The organism is Kribbella sp. NPDC043289 (genome assembly GCF_056436705.1).
The window spans coordinates 154,484-167,905 of sequence record NZ_JBWKCB010000010.1; the positions used below are offsets into that span (position 1 = coordinate 154,484).

13 protein-coding genes and 1 riboswitch are annotated in these 13,422 nt (G+C 68.8%); of the genes, 7 read left to right on the forward strand and 6 right to left on the reverse strand.

Translation table 11 applies throughout. From position 1 onward, the window contains the following. Window positions 1-43: 43 nt before the first annotated feature. The 4 genes from AC0662_RS38165 to AC0662_RS38180 form a co-directional block, all read right to left on the reverse strand. Window positions 44-781, reverse strand: a complete 738-nt coding sequence (locus AC0662_RS38165) for an amino acid ABC transporter ATP-binding protein (RefSeq protein WP_478306787.1) — start codon at window positions 779-781, stop codon at window positions 44-46. Beyond that, on the reverse strand, window positions 768-1,475 hold the full coding sequence (locus tag AC0662_RS38170) for an amino acid ABC transporter permease (protein WP_452200098.1): 708 nt from the start codon (window positions 1,473-1,475) through the stop codon (window positions 768-770). Before AC0662_RS38170 ends, AC0662_RS38165 begins: the two co-directional genes overlap by 14 nt. A gap of 47 nt (window positions 1,476-1,522) precedes the next feature. Beyond that, window positions 1,523-2,389: a substrate-binding periplasmic protein gene (locus AC0662_RS38175; RefSeq protein WP_478306789.1), complete on the reverse strand. Its 867-nt coding sequence runs from the start codon at window positions 2,387-2,389 to the stop codon at window positions 1,523-1,525. Between the two features lie 408 nt (window positions 2,390-2,797). Beyond that, window positions 2,798-3,451, reverse strand: coding sequence for a DNA-binding protein (locus AC0662_RS38180; protein ID WP_478306791.1), 654 nt, complete (start codon window positions 3,449-3,451; stop codon window positions 2,798-2,800). 158 nt (window positions 3,452-3,609) lie between these two features. On the opposite strand from AC0662_RS38180, the gene AC0662_RS38185 reads away from it, so the two are divergent. The 7 genes from AC0662_RS38185 (at window position 3,610) to ribH (ending at window position 11,100) form a co-directional block, all read left to right on the forward strand. After that, window positions 3,610-5,664: a vWA domain-containing protein gene (locus AC0662_RS38185; RefSeq protein ID WP_478306793.1), complete on the forward strand. Its 2,055-nt coding sequence runs from the start codon at window positions 3,610-3,612 to the stop codon at window positions 5,662-5,664. 10 nt (window positions 5,665-5,674) lie between these two features. Further along, window positions 5,675-6,691, forward strand: coding sequence for a serine/threonine-protein kinase (locus AC0662_RS38190; RefSeq protein WP_478306795.1), 1,017 nt, complete (start codon window positions 5,675-5,677; stop codon window positions 6,689-6,691). A 103-nt stretch (window positions 6,692-6,794) separates the two neighbouring features. Beyond that, window positions 6,795-6,926: riboswitch (FMN riboswitch) on the forward strand. 138 nt (window positions 6,927-7,064) lie between these two features. Beyond that, on the forward strand, window positions 7,065-8,093 hold the full coding sequence (gene ribD, locus AC0662_RS38195; protein WP_478306797.1) for a bifunctional diaminohydroxyphosphoribosylaminopyrimidine deaminase/5-amino-6-(5-phosphoribosylamino)uracil reductase RibD: 1,029 nt from the start codon (window positions 7,065-7,067) through the stop codon (window positions 8,091-8,093). Further along, on the forward strand, window positions 8,094-8,720 hold the full coding sequence (locus tag AC0662_RS38200) for a riboflavin synthase (protein WP_478306799.1): 627 nt from the start codon (window positions 8,094-8,096) through the stop codon (window positions 8,718-8,720). Then, window positions 8,717-9,391, forward strand: coding sequence for a nicotinamide riboside transporter PnuC (pnuC, locus tag AC0662_RS38205; protein ID WP_452200110.1), 675 nt, complete (start codon window positions 8,717-8,719; stop codon window positions 9,389-9,391). The genes AC0662_RS38200 and pnuC overlap by 4 nt, the downstream gene beginning before the upstream one ends. After that, the gene (locus AC0662_RS38210) at window positions 9,392-10,630 is read left to right on the forward strand and encodes a bifunctional 3,4-dihydroxy-2-butanone-4-phosphate synthase/GTP cyclohydrolase II (protein ID WP_452200112.1); all 1,239 of its coding nucleotides are present in this window, start codon (window positions 9,392-9,394) and stop codon (window positions 10,628-10,630) included. Next, the gene (ribH, locus tag AC0662_RS38215; RefSeq protein WP_452200113.1) at window positions 10,630-11,100 is read left to right on the forward strand and encodes a 6,7-dimethyl-8-ribityllumazine synthase; all 471 of its coding nucleotides are present in this window, start codon (window positions 10,630-10,632) and stop codon (window positions 11,098-11,100) included. Before AC0662_RS38210 ends, ribH begins: the two co-directional genes overlap by 1 nt. 372 nt (window positions 11,101-11,472) lie before the next feature. Here the strand turns inward: ribH and AC0662_RS38220 are convergent, their stop codons facing one another. Together AC0662_RS38220 and AC0662_RS38225 are read right to left on the reverse strand one after the other, a co-directional pair. Then, a complete protein-coding gene (locus AC0662_RS38220) occupies window positions 11,473-12,204 on the reverse strand; it encodes a MerR family transcriptional regulator (protein ID WP_478306802.1) in 732 nt (243 codons plus the stop codon). A gap of 236 nt (window positions 12,205-12,440) precedes the next feature. Continuing rightward, complete coding sequence (locus AC0662_RS38225; RefSeq protein WP_478306804.1) at window positions 12,441-13,400, reverse strand: hypothetical protein; 960 nt, start codon at window positions 13,398-13,400, stop codon at window positions 12,441-12,443. Window positions 13,401-13,422: the final 22 nt, after the last annotated feature.

Sequence of the window (13,422 nt, forward strand, 5' to 3'; positions counted from 1 at the left end):
CCCCCCAGGGCGGTGGGTGGCTCACTTCCTCACAAGCACCACGCTAGAGCACTTGTGACAGGAATTGACGTAACCTCGGCGACTCGGCGGCACTGAAGATCTGCTCAGGTACGCCGGACTCGACCACCACACCCTGATCCATGAACGCGACCTGGTCCGCGACCTCCCGCGCGAACCCCATCTCGTGCGTCACCACGACCATCGTCATCCCGGCCTGCGCGAGGTCCGCCATCAGCGCCAGCACACCCTTGACCAGCTCGGGGTCGAGCGCCGACGTCGCCTCGTCGAACAGCATCACCTCGGGCGTCATCGCCAACGCGCGCGCGATCGCGACGCGCTGTTGCTGGCCGCCGGACAGGTTCCCGGGTCGCGCCGCGGCCTTGTGCGCAAGGCCGACCAGTTCGAGCTGCGCGCGCGCCGTGGTCTGCGCGGCGTCGGCGTCGAGCTTCTTGATCTTGCGCAGCGGCAGCGTGATGTTGTCGAGCACGCTCTTGTGCGGGAACAGGTTGAAGTGCTGGAACACCATCCCGATCCGCCGCCGCAGTACGTCGGGATCGCCCCGCAGTACCGACTCGCCACCCAGCAACACATCGCCGGCATCCGGTTCGAGTAGCCGGTTGATCGCACGCAGCAACGTCGACTTCCCGGACCCCGACGGACCGATCACACACGCGGTCTGCCCAGCCGGTACGGCGAGATTCACGCCGCGCAGGACCTTGTTGGTGCCGAAGGCGAGCTCGACTCCGGCGACTTCCAGGCTGGCCGCCTCAACGGTTTGCATGCGCGAGCTCCTCCAGTTCCACGTCGTCGGTCTCGGCCGGACGTCCTTCCCGCAAACGCTTGTCGAAGTGGTTCACGAGGTGGGTCAGCGGGACGGTGATCACCAGGTAGAAGATGCCCGCGAGCAGCAAGGGGGAGAGGTTGCCGTTCGTCGCGGCCGCGTCCTGGCCGATCCGGAACAGTTCGCGCTGACTCGCCAGCAGGCCCAGGAAGTAGACCAGGCTGGACTCCTTCACGAGCGCGATGAACTGGTTCACGAGCGCCGGCAGCACCCGCCGTACCCCTTGCGGGATCACCACCAGCCGCATGCCGTCGGTGTAGCTGAACCCGAGCGCACGGGCCGCCTCGAGCTGCCCCTTCTCCACGCTCTGGATGCCAGAACGGAAGATCTCACCGATGTACGCCGCGGCGATCAGCGACAACGCGAGAATGCCCAGCGGATAGGGGTTCGGACCCCACCAGTGCCGGGTGATCGGGGACAGGCCCTGACCGATCAGCAGGATGGTCAGGATCGCGGGCAGACCGCGGAAGATGTCGGTGTAGATCTTCGCCGGCCACCGCAGCCACGGCTTCGTGGACAGGGCGAGGACCGCCACGATCATGCCGAGCACAGTGCCCAGCACGACCGAGGCGGCCGCCAGGATCAGAGTGTTGACCAGCCCGACCTTCAGCATCTCGGGCAGGACTTGCTTCATCGACCCCCAGTCGAGGAAGGTGTCACTCAGGGTGGACCAGATGTCCATCAGGCTTTGGGCGTCGCGAACTTGGCCGACCCGCTGCCCGGCTTGAAGTTCGCCGGTACGGCGCGACCCGGGTAGTACTGCTCCACGAGCTTGGTCCAGGTACCGTCCGCGATCACCTCGTCGAGCGCCTTGTTCACCGCCTCGCGGAGCTTGTCGTTGTTCTTCGCCACCGCGAACGCCATCGGCGCGTCACTCAGTTCCTTCGCGGCCAGGACCACCGTGCCGCCGCCCTGCTCCTTCGCCATCTTCTCGCCGATCTCGGCCGGCGAGACCCACGCGTCCGCCGTACCGGCCTTCAGCTGACCGAGCGCGGCGTTGTAGTTCGGCACCCGCACCGGGTTCAGGTTCTTCTGGGTGGCGTAGTCGTCCTGGACGGTGCCCTGCACCACCACGACCCGCTTGCCCGGCAGCTGGTCGAACTTCGTGATGCCGGAGTCCTTGGTGGTGTTCAGCCCGAGGTAGCCGAAGTCGTAGCCGTTGCTGAACGCAACGGTCTTCTTGCGCGCCTCGGTGATCGTGATCGACGAGCTGCCGAGGTCGTACTGGCCACCGTTCACCTGCGAGAGCAGCGCGGAGAAGTCGGTGCCGACGAACTCGGGCTTCAGGTTCAGCTTCGCCGCGACCGCGGTAATCAGGTCGTTGTCGAACCCGGTGAACTTGCCGTCCTTCACGTACACGTTCGGCGGCGCGTCGGTGAGCGTCCCGATCCGCAGCGTGCCCGCCTTCATCAGCCCCAGATCCGGCCCGTCCGCGGCCTTCCCGTCGTCGCTGCCACAAGCAACCATCGCGCCCAGCAGGCCGATCGTCCCCACAACCCCCACAACCCGCCGCACAGCGCCGAACCCGCGCACCACAGTTCTCCTCACACACTCACCCGACGCAGGCAGATCCGCCCGCACGGCGCAACAACACCACCCCGTGCCCTTGAATTCCTGCGCCGACAACCCGTGAGACGACCCCGAATGTCCACTCGCCTTGTGCTATATCAACGCTCAACCCATGCCCTGGGCAACAGTCGGCCGTGACGCGTCTCACCCCGAACGCGCCCGGCGTCACTGGCACTTTGTGGAACCACTGGCCCGCTACAACACGCCATTGGCCCCACAACACAGCGTCGGCCCGCGAGATCACGGGCGTGCGCGAACGCGGCCGTCGGTTGATCGGCGCACGAGATACCGAGGGTCGACGCCGGTTCGTTCGCCTCCGGGCCAGTCATCCGCCCGCCGGCACCGCCTGACCCGCAGGACCCCCGCTCAGCGCGGGCAGGTGGTGGATCAGGTGTGGTGTTGCTCGTAGTGGGCCAGGGCGTCGGCGGTCCTGCCGGTGCCGTAGGCGAGGAGGAGCTCGGCGATCGCCGGGGACTCGGTGGCCGCGGCCGCGGCGGCGCGCTGGATCTCGTCGGCGGAGGCGATGTCGCGGAGCAGGTCCTGGAGCTGTCGTACGACGACCCGCGCGGGGAGCGGCGCGGCGGGATCCTGGGGTACGCCGCCCGCCGGCCAGGCAGCAGTCGGCGCGTCCGCGGCCAGGCCGCTCGGGACAGCGAAAGGCATCGTGGGCGACGGTTGAGCCGCCTCCGCCGGGCCGCCGGAGGCGCGGCGGAGATGCGTCGTGGTGGCCCCAGTGACAGCACCGGTGACGGCGCGGATCCGGTCCAGCTCGGCCGGGATGTCCACGGGGTTGATCTCGCCGGCGATGGCCAGGTCGGCGAGCTGCGAGACGGCGCGTAACCGGGCCACCACGGCCGGGTTCCCGATCTTCACCCGTTGCGCGCTCATCAGCTGGGACAGCATCGGTGCCGACAGGCCGATCACCTGCGCGAGGGCGCTCTGGGTCAGGCCCAGTGGCGGCGCGACGCGGCGGCCGACCTCGCCGAGCGTCTCGCCGTACAGCTCGATCTGCTGCTGCAGGTTGTGTGCTGTCTGGTCCATCCCGGCACTCCCTCCGACCATCAGTCATTCGTGACCGATGCAAATCATCTTCGCAGTTGCGATCGCAAATTTCCAGTACCGCTGCAGCCTGGAATCGACTTGACATTTGCTATTGCAAACTGAGAATGTTTGCGGCAGCGAATCTCACTGGAGGAACGATGACGGCTCTGCACAGACACCGCCGCCCGGCGGTGTGGGCACTCCTCGCCATCACACTGATCGGCGTCCTGTCCGGACTCACGACCGGGACCGCGGCGGCTGACCCCGACCCGGCCGGCGACGGCAAGCTCGTCATGGTGCTGGACTCGTCCGGCTCGATGAAGGAACCGGCCGGCGACGGCAAGACCAAGATCGTCGCGGCCCGCACGGCGCTCACCCAGGTGGTGGGCAAGCTCCCGGAGAACGCGCAGGTCGGTCTGCGGGTGTACGGCGCGACCGTGTTCAAGCGCAGCCAGCCGGGTGCCTGCACCGACACCCAGCTGACCGTCCCGATCGGCACCGGCAACCGGCCGCAGTTGCTGGCCGCGATCGCGAAGTACAAGCCGTTCGGCGAGACCCCGATTGGGTACGCGCTGCAGCAGGCCGCGAAGGACCTCGGGCCCAGCGGCCAGCGGACGATCGTGCTGGTGTCGGACGGGGAGGCCACCTGTGCGCCGGATCCGTGCGTGGTGGCCAAGGAGATCGCCAAGCAGGGCATCGATCTGAAGATCGACGTCGTCGGGTTCCGCGTGCAGGGCAAGGCGCGGACGGATCTGCAGTGCATCGCCCGCGAGGGGCGCGGCGACTACTACGACGCCGACTCGACGATCGATCTCGAGGAGGGGCTGGGCCGGCTCTCGACCCGTGCCTTCCGCCCGTTCCGGATCTCCGGGACGCCGGTCGAGGGGACCGCGGCGCCGGAGGCTGCCCCGGTGGTCACCCCCGGCCTTTACTCGGACAAGTTCGACCTGCTCGACCAGCCCAAGCACTACCTGATCAAGCGGACGATCACCGGCTCGACCTTGCGTACGGGGCTCAGCTTCCGGCGGCCCGCCGGTGCCAAGAGCTTGGTCATCCAGACCGAGCTGCGGCTGAAGACCCTCGACGGGGAGGATTGCGGCCGCAGCTTCCCCCGGATCCAGGAGGGCGACCAGGGATTTGCGACCGGCACGGCGTCGAGCTGGGCGAAGTACGACAAGACGAACAAGACCTGCGCGCAGGCCGAGCAGTTGCTGCTGACGGTTGATCCTGGCAAGGACTTCCGGGAGATCAAGGACGTCCCGTTCGAGCTCCGGGTCGACGAGGAGCCGCCGGTCGATTCGACGACGAGCCTGCCGGCCGGGGCGGACGACCCGACGTGGACCGCGATGCCGGTGACGAACCCGCGCGAGATCGTGCCGGGCTCGAGCTTCCCCGACGCGCCGCTGCTGCAGCCGGGGACCTACAAGACCACGCTGCTGCCGGGCGAGCTGCAGATCTACAAGATCAAGGCCGACTGGGGCCAGCGGATCCAGGCCCAGGCGACGGTGCCGCAGCTGTCCCAGGCGGCTGGGCGGATCGTGGGCCTGCGCTACTTGGACACCGCCGTCATCTCCCCGACCGGCGAGGAGGCGTTCGCGGTCTTCCCCAAGAAGGTGCCGGGCGGTCCGGGCGGCAAGCGCGGCGTGCTGACCGGGCGGGGCGTGACCCAAGCGATCACCACCAAGGAGATCCGCTACCTGAACCGTGACGGTGCCAACAACTCCGACACCGGTACCTCGACGCCTGGCGTGTACTACATCATCGTCTCGATGACCCGGAAGGCCGACGACACGGCGTTCACGGTCCCGATGACGCTGACCGTCGGTGTGCCGGGGACGGCCGGCGCCGGTAAGCCGCAGTACGTCGACGGTGCCACCCCGGTGTCGGGCGACTCGGTGACGCCGACCGCGAGCGAGACGCCGTCGGCGAGTGAGACGCCGGGTACGAGCGAGACGCCTGCCGAGCCCGGTTCGGGTGACAAGACCGAGGCAGGCGGTCCGGTCAAGGAGGGCGCCGACACCGATGACGGTGCTCCGCTCGGCCTGATCGCCGGACTCGGTGGCGGTGCGCTCCTCCTCGTGCTGGTCGGTGCCTTCGCCGTACTGCGCCTGCGGAAGAAGCCGGCCGTCGCGCAGCCGTGGCAGCAGTACCCGCCCCAGGGACCGCCGCAAGGTCCGCACCAGGGTCCGCCTCAGGGTCCGCCGGGACGGTAGTTTCTGGTGGGTGGAGGCTTTCGCGGGGCGGTATCAGCTGATCGATCTGATCGCGACCGGCGGTATGGGATCGGTCTGGCGGGCGTGGGACCGGCGGCGCACGGGGTACGTCGCGGCCAAGGTGCTCGGGCAGCATGATGCGGCGACGCTGCTGCGGTTCGTGCGGGAGCAGTCGTTGCGGATCGAGCACCCGCACGTGGTCGCTCCGCACGGGTGGGCCGCGGACGACGACAAGGTGGTGTTCGCGATGGACCTGGTGCACGGTGGGTCCGTCGCGACACTGCTCGGAGACCACGGGCCGCTGCCGTCGTCGTACGTCGCCGTACTGCTCGATCAGCTGTTGCACGGGCTGTCCGCGGTGCATGCCGCCGGCGTCGTCCACCGCGATGTGAAGCCCGCCAACTTGCTGCTCGACGTGACGGGCCGGGGATGGCCGCACCTCCGGTTGTCGGACTTCGGCGTCGCGGCGGTGCTGGACGAGCCACGGATGACCAGGCACAGCACCGTCCTCGGTACGCCGGGATACCTGGCGCCCGAGCAGCTGGCCGGCGCGGACCCGGACCCACGTCAGGACCTGTACGCCGTCGGCGCCGTCGCCGTCGAGCTGCTGACCGGTGAACGGCCGGGCACGGACGGCGCCCGGCCGGCGGTCGACGGTCCGCTCGGCGAATTCGTCCGCCGGACCACGTCGAGCGATCCGTCCGGCAGGCCGGAGTCCGCGAGCGCGGCCGGGCGTCTGCTCGCCGCCAGCGGCGCGCTCCCGGCCGCCGGTACGACGCCGTGGGCCGACGACCCGGACGCACCCGAGGTCTTCGATCACCTGCCCCCGCTGCCGCCCGCCTCCACCGCGACCGAGGCGGTCACTCCGCCGGCACAGCGACCGCCCACCGGCACCGCGACGGAGGCGGTGGCTCCGCCGGCGCAGCGGGCCAACCGGGGGCGGCGGACGCTGGTCGTTGTCGCGGTCACGTGTTTCACCGGTGCGGCCGGCCTGCTCGGCGCTGCCAGTTGGTTCCTGCTCCGCTGAGCCGGAGGAGACCCGCGGAGGTCCTCCGGTCCGACCACGATGTGACCTGGGTCGTGGTGTGGGTTGCGGAGGAGGGCATACTTGAAGCACGAGTGAACCCACTCGCGTGCTCCGGGGTCGGTGTAATTCCGAGCCGGCGGTGACAGTCCGCGACCCGGTCGTCGCAGTTCGGCGACCGGTTGACCTGGTGGAATTCCAGGACCGACGGTGAAAGTCCGGATGGGAGGCGCACGCGGTCGGCGGGTGTGCTCTGACGTCCGGTCGGGCGGTGCGCGCGTCACACGGCGTACGGCGAGATCGGGTGGCGGAGCGTGGTCGCCGGTCGTCACGAGACCCCGGTAGTGCGTCCGTGACGACGAGGGACCAGTGAGCAGTGAGCAACGCGTCGCCGATTGATGTCGCCTGGATGCGGCGTGCTGTCGAGTTGGCCGCGAAGGGGACCGGCAGCACCCATCCGAACCCGGTGGTCGGTTGTGTGATCACCGGCAGCGACGGGCACCCGGTCGGCGAGGGCTTCCATGCCGTTGCCGGTGGCCCGCATGCCGAGGTCGAGGCGCTCCGGATGGCCGCGTCGCGCGCCCGCGGCGGGACGGCGTACGTGACGCTGGAGCCGTGTAATCACACCGGCCGGACCGGTCCGTGTGCGGACGCCTTGATCGAGGCCGGGATCGCACGCGTCGTGTACGCCGTACCCGATCCGAACCGGACCGCGGCCGGTGGTGCCGACAAGCTGCGGAACAAGAACATCGAGGTCGTCGAGGGCGTTCTGCGGGACGAGGCCGAGGCGGTCAACCACGTCTGGCTGCACAGCGTCCGGGTCGGTCGGCCGTTCGTCACCTGGAAGTTCGCGACCACGCTCGACGGGCGCTCGGCGGCGCCGGACGGGACGAGCAAGTGGATCACCGGCCCGATCGCGCGCGCCGACGTGCACCGGCACCGGGCGGAGTGCGACGCGATCGCCGTCGGCACCCAGACCGTGCTCGACGACGACCCCGAGCTGACGGTCCGCGACGAGGACGACGTACCCGCGGCCCGGCAGCCGTTGCGGGTCGTTGTCGGCGACCGGGAGATCCCGGAGACGGCGCGGGTCCGCAACGACCGCGCGCAGACGTTGCTGCTGCCGACCCACGATCCCGCCGAGGTGCTGCGGCAGCTGGACGACCGGCACATCCGGCACCTGTGGCTCGAGGGCGGCCCGACGCTGGCCGCCGCGTTCGTGCGCGCCGGCCTGGTCGACCAGATCGTCGCGTACGTCGCTCCGGCCGTGCTCGGCTCCGGGTTCGCCGCGGTCGGCGACCTCGGCGCGGAATCGATCGACCACCTGCGGCGGTTCAAGCTAGCGGACGTCACCCGGCTGGGTGACGACGTCCGGCTGACCTTGGTTCCTCTGGGAGGAAAGTAGATGTTCACCGGCATCATCGAAGAACTCGGCACCGTCGAGTCCCTGGACCTGTTGGACGGCGACGCCGCACGGCTCACCATCCGCGGGCCGAAGGTGACCTCGGACGCCGGCCACGGCGACTCGATCGCGGTCAACGGCTGTTGCCTGACAGTCGTCGAGTACGGCGACGGTCTGTTCACCGCCGACGTGATGCGCGAGTCCCTGCAACGGACCAGCCTCGGCGGCCTGGCGAAAGGTTCGCCGGTCAACCTCGAGCGGGCCGTCACCGCGCACGCCCGGCTCGGCGGGCACATCGTCCAAGGCCACGTCGACGGCGTCGGCACGATCGCGAGCCGGACGCCGGGGGAGCACTGGGAGGACGTCCGGATCGCGACGTCGCCGGAGATCCTCAAGTACATCGCCGAGAAGGGCTCGATCGCGATCGACGGGGTGTCGTTGACCGTGACCGACGTCGACGACGCGTCCGGGACGTTCGGGGTCAGCCTGATCCCGACCACGCTGGAGCTGACCGTGCTCGGGCGGAACGCGGTGGGTGACACGGTCAACCTCGAGGTCGACGTGATCGCGAAGTACGTGGAGAGACTTCTTGCCGGAGGCAACGTGAAGGACAACGGAGGCAACCGGTGAACCCGATCGACTGGCTGCTCACCTCGCAGGTGACGATCGCGGGCTCGCCGGTGCTGGTCCGGGAGATCGTCGGCAACGTGTTCGGTCTGGCCAGCGCGCTGTTCGGCATGCGCCGGCTGGTGTCCGCGTGGCCGGTCGGCATCGTCGGCAACGTCTTGCTGTTCACGGTCTTCGTCGGCGGGATCTTCGACACCCCGCAGGACAAGGACCTGTGGGGGCAGGCCGGGCGGCAGGTGTTCTTCGCGATCGTCAGCCTCTACGGCTGGTACCGGTGGTACCAGACCCGCCACGGTGGCGCGGCCGCGGCCGTCCAGCCGCGGTGGGCGACCGCCCGCGAGCGGCTCGAGCTCGGCGGTATCGCGGTCGTGCTCTACGCGATCGCGTACTTCGTCCTGCGTGAACTCGGCTCCTGGGGTCCGCAGTGGGACGCGTGGATCCTGACCGGGTCGATCCTGGCCACGTACGGGATGGCGCGTGGTTTCGTCGAGTTCTGGCTGATCTGGGTCGCCGTCGACATTGTCGGCGTACCGCTGCTGGTGCAAGCCAAGTTCTACCCGTCGGCGACGATGTACGTCGTCTACGGGCTGTTCTGTGTCCTCGGGTTCGCGTCGTGGTGGAAGATCCAGAACCGTGCGCGGATCCAGACTCCCGAACCGGTGGTGGTGGGTTAGATGGGTGACGTACTGAAGCTCGACACGATCGAGCACGCGATCGACGAGATCCGCGCCGGGCGACCGGTGATCGTGGTCGACGACGAGGACCGCGAGAACGAGGGCGACCTGATCTTCGCGGCCTCCAAGGCGACGCCGGAGCTGCTGGCGTTCCTGATCCGGTACAGCTCGGGTGTGGTGTGTGTGCCGATGGAGGGTGCGGAGCTGGACCGGCTCGGCATCCCGTTGATGACACCGCACAACCGGGAGCGGATGCGGACGGCGTACACGATCTCCGTGGACGCGCGGGACGGAATCAGCACCGGTATCTCGGCGGCCGATCGGGCGCGGACGATCCGGGTGCTCGCCGACTCGGCCTCGGAACCGTACGACCTGGTACAGCCGGGGCACGTGTTCCCGCTGCGTGCTCGCGAGGGCGGCGTACTCGTCCGGCCCGGGCACACCGAGGCGTCGATCGACCTGGCGCGCATCGCCGGGCTGACGCCGGCTGCGGTGATCTCCGAGATGGTGAACGACGACGGGACGATGAAGCGCGGCCTCGAACTGCGAGCCTTCGCCGACGAGCACGGGCTCGTACTGGTGTCGATCGACGACCTGATCAGGTACCGGCGGCGAACCGAGTCGCAGATCCAGCGCGTCGCGACAACGACCCTACCGACGCGGTACGGCGACTTTGTGGCGCATGGCTACCGCAACACGGTGGACGGGTCGGAGCAGCTCGCGCTGGTGCGTGGTGAGATCGGGAACGGGCCGACGCTCGTGCGGCTGCACTCCGAGTGTCTGACCGGGGACGTGTTCGGATCGCTGCGATGCGACTGCGGACCGCAGCTGGACGAGGCGATGCGGCAGGTCGCGGCCGAGGGTGGCGTGGTGGTGTACCTGCGCGGTCACGAGGGGCGCGGGATCGGACTGCTGCACAAGCTGCAGGCGTACGAGTTGCAGGACGCGGGGCGGGACACGGTCGACGCGAACCTCGATCTCGGGCTGCCGGCGGACGCTCGCGACTACGGGACCGGGGCGCAGATCCTGGCCGACCTGGGCGTGAAGGAGGCCCGGCTGCTGACCAACAACCCCGACAAACTCGCCGGGGTGCAGGGCTACGGCATCGAGGTCATCGAGCGGCGCGGGATCTCGATCGACCCGACCGAGCACAACCTGCGGTACCTGCGCACCAAGCGCGATCGAATGGGTCACCACCTGCCTGGTGGCCTGCTGACCGAAGAGAACGGAGCCGGCTGATGTCGGGTAGTGGAGCACCCACCATCGAGGTCCCGCGGGTCGAAGGCGCCCGGGTCGCGATCGTCGCGGCCCAGTGGCACCCCAAGGTGACCGACGGGCTGCTCGCCGGCGCCGTACGGGCCTGCGAGGACTCCGGCGCTTCGTACACCGTCGTACGCGTGCCGGGCTCCTTCGAGCTCCCAGTCGCTTCGTTGCATGCGGCAAAGTCCGGGTACGACGCGGTGGTCGCGCTCGGCGTGGTCATCCGCGGCGACACCCCACACTTCGAGTACGTCTGCCAAGCGGCCACCGAAGGCCTCATGCAGGTCGGCGTCAGCACCGGCGTACCGGTCGGCTTCGGCGTACTCACCTGCGACAACGACCCCCAGGCCCTCGACCGAGCCGGCCTCCCCGACAGCCGAGAAGACAAAGGCTACGAAGCCACCCAAGCCGCCCTCTCCACCCTCGCAGCCGTCCGCCAACTGGCGTAGCCGCCCCCGCACCCAGCCGGCGCCGCCCGAGGCGACGAGGTGGCAGTCGCCCGGGTACTTCGGATACCCCCGGGCGACTGCGGACAAGCAATAGCTTGTGCCCAGTCCTCAAAGGGTGTCCGAGGTTCCCTGCAAACCGTCAAGCAGTCCCGTCGAGCCTCGGGCGGTCGCGTCACCACAGGCTGACTGGCCCGTGACGGCCGCCGAGCTGGCGGCGCTGCCGCGTGCCGGTTGCCGCCCGAGGTGACGGCTTGGCGGTCGCCCGGGTACTTCGGATACGCCCTGGCGAGTGTGGACAAGCAATAGCCGTTGCCCAGTCCCCAAGGGGTGTCCGAGGTTCGTCTAGCAGGCGACTGAAGTTGGTCGTGCGCGTCATCTCGCGCTTTCCCAGAGGACGATGCGGTTGCCGACTGGGTCGGCGAAGCGCGAGTGGCGGGGCATGTTCTCGCCGTCTGTCGGCGGGTAGTGCTCGGTGGCGCCGGCGGACAGAGCTCGCCGATGGGCCTCGTCGAGACCGAGTACGCCGAGGCCGAACGCGGACCTGTGTCCGTACTGCGGCTCGTCCGCCGACCGCACCCGGACGTTGAGGAAGCTGATGGCGTCGCCCTCGCCGAGGACGACCTGTCGGCTCCCGCTGCCCCAGTCCTCCAGTTGGACGCCGAGCAGCTCGCCCCAGAAGGTGCACGCGACGTCCAGCGCTTCCGGGGAGTCGACGCCGATGTTGATGGTCGCCAGCGCGAAATCAGTTGCCGATGTCATCTGCGGGGGAACTCCTTCTAGGTCCTGTTCCAGTCGATCCAGCAGGGCCTCGATCTGCTCGGTTCGCCGCCGGAGCGCGGAGCGGTGCCGCGCGATGACCTCATGGGCGTCGGAGACGTCACCGTCGAGGATCCGGGCGATCGCCTCCGTCGGTAGATCAGCCTGTCGCAGCAGCCCGACCCGTCGTGCGGTTTCGACCTGAGACACGTCGTACCGCCGGTATCCCGTCCGCGCGTCGACCGTGGCCGGCCGCAACAGACCGATGTCGTCATAGTGACGAAGCGTCGGGATCGACAATCCCGTCAGCATCGAGAACGTCCCGATCGTCACCAGTTCGTCAGCCACCCCGCCATCATCAAGTCTCAGCCAACCAGAGAGTCAAGCAGTCCCGCAGACCCTCGGGCGTCGCGACACCACAGCCCTCAGGCAACCGGTACTTCGGATACGCCCTGATGACTGCGGACAGGCAATAGCTTGTGCTCAGTCCTCAAAGGGTGTCCGAGGTTCCGCGCGAATCGTCAGCCGTTCCCGTCGGGCCTCGGTGTTCAGGTCCGGGGTCGCGTCGCCACAGGGCGCGTGGGTTAGTGCTGGCGGGTGTGGGTCATTTGCCAGTTGTCGGTCCAGGAATGGCCGTTGTTGGTGGAGAAGGATTGGGTCCAGGACGCCTTGTTGGTGCCTCGGGTCCAGAGGAAGCGGACGTCGATGGGCCGGCCGTCTAGTTCGTCGGGGCCTTCGAAGGTGCCGGTTTCGGCGGTGAAGGTGCCGATGACGGGGGTTTCGAGGTGGCCGCGTTGGCTGTTGATCCAGTGGATGGACCAGGTTTTCGCCTCGGGGTTGTAGAGGCGGAAGGTCGCGCCGCGGAAGCCTTCGGTCGGGTACCAGCCTTCGTCGACGCTGATCGCGCCGTCGAAGTACGTGGTCGCTTCCAGTTCCGCGTCGAACTCGTGCCACACGAAGGGCTCCCCGAGAACCGGGCGGCGACGGCGGTTGTGGAAGGACCAGCGTCCGACGAGGAAGTCGAAGTCGTCGGTCATCTTCGGGATGTCCAGCACGGGCGGGGGAGTGGAGCGGCGGGTGAAGTCCATGATCCAGTTGGTCTCCCACGTCGCGCCGCCGTCGTTGGAGTACGCCTGCTCCCAATGCGCGGTGTCGGGCGTGATGTCCGACCACTCGTAGCTGCACAGGATCGGCTCCCCGTCCAGCGTGTCCTCCCCGACCAGCCGGCAATGAGAACCGTCAGCACTCCAGCCCCCACGCACCGGCGGGTAGAGCTCCATCGTGGTGCTGTTGACCCACCAGATGCTCCACTGCCGGGCCTCCGGGTCGAAGATCCGCAGCGACAGCCCGTACGAGCCTTTCGTCGGGAAGCGCATCTCGTCGATGCTGATCTGGCCGTCGAAGTACGTGTGCGCCGTCGTGGTGCCGTCGTACTCGAGCCACTCGTCGCAGTCGGCGAAGGCCTTCTTCAGGGTGCGGTGGTGGACGTCGAAGTACCCGTTCAGGAAGTCGAAGTCGCCGGTGACCTTGCTCCAAGTCGTCATACCGCCCAGCGTGCGAGCAAAA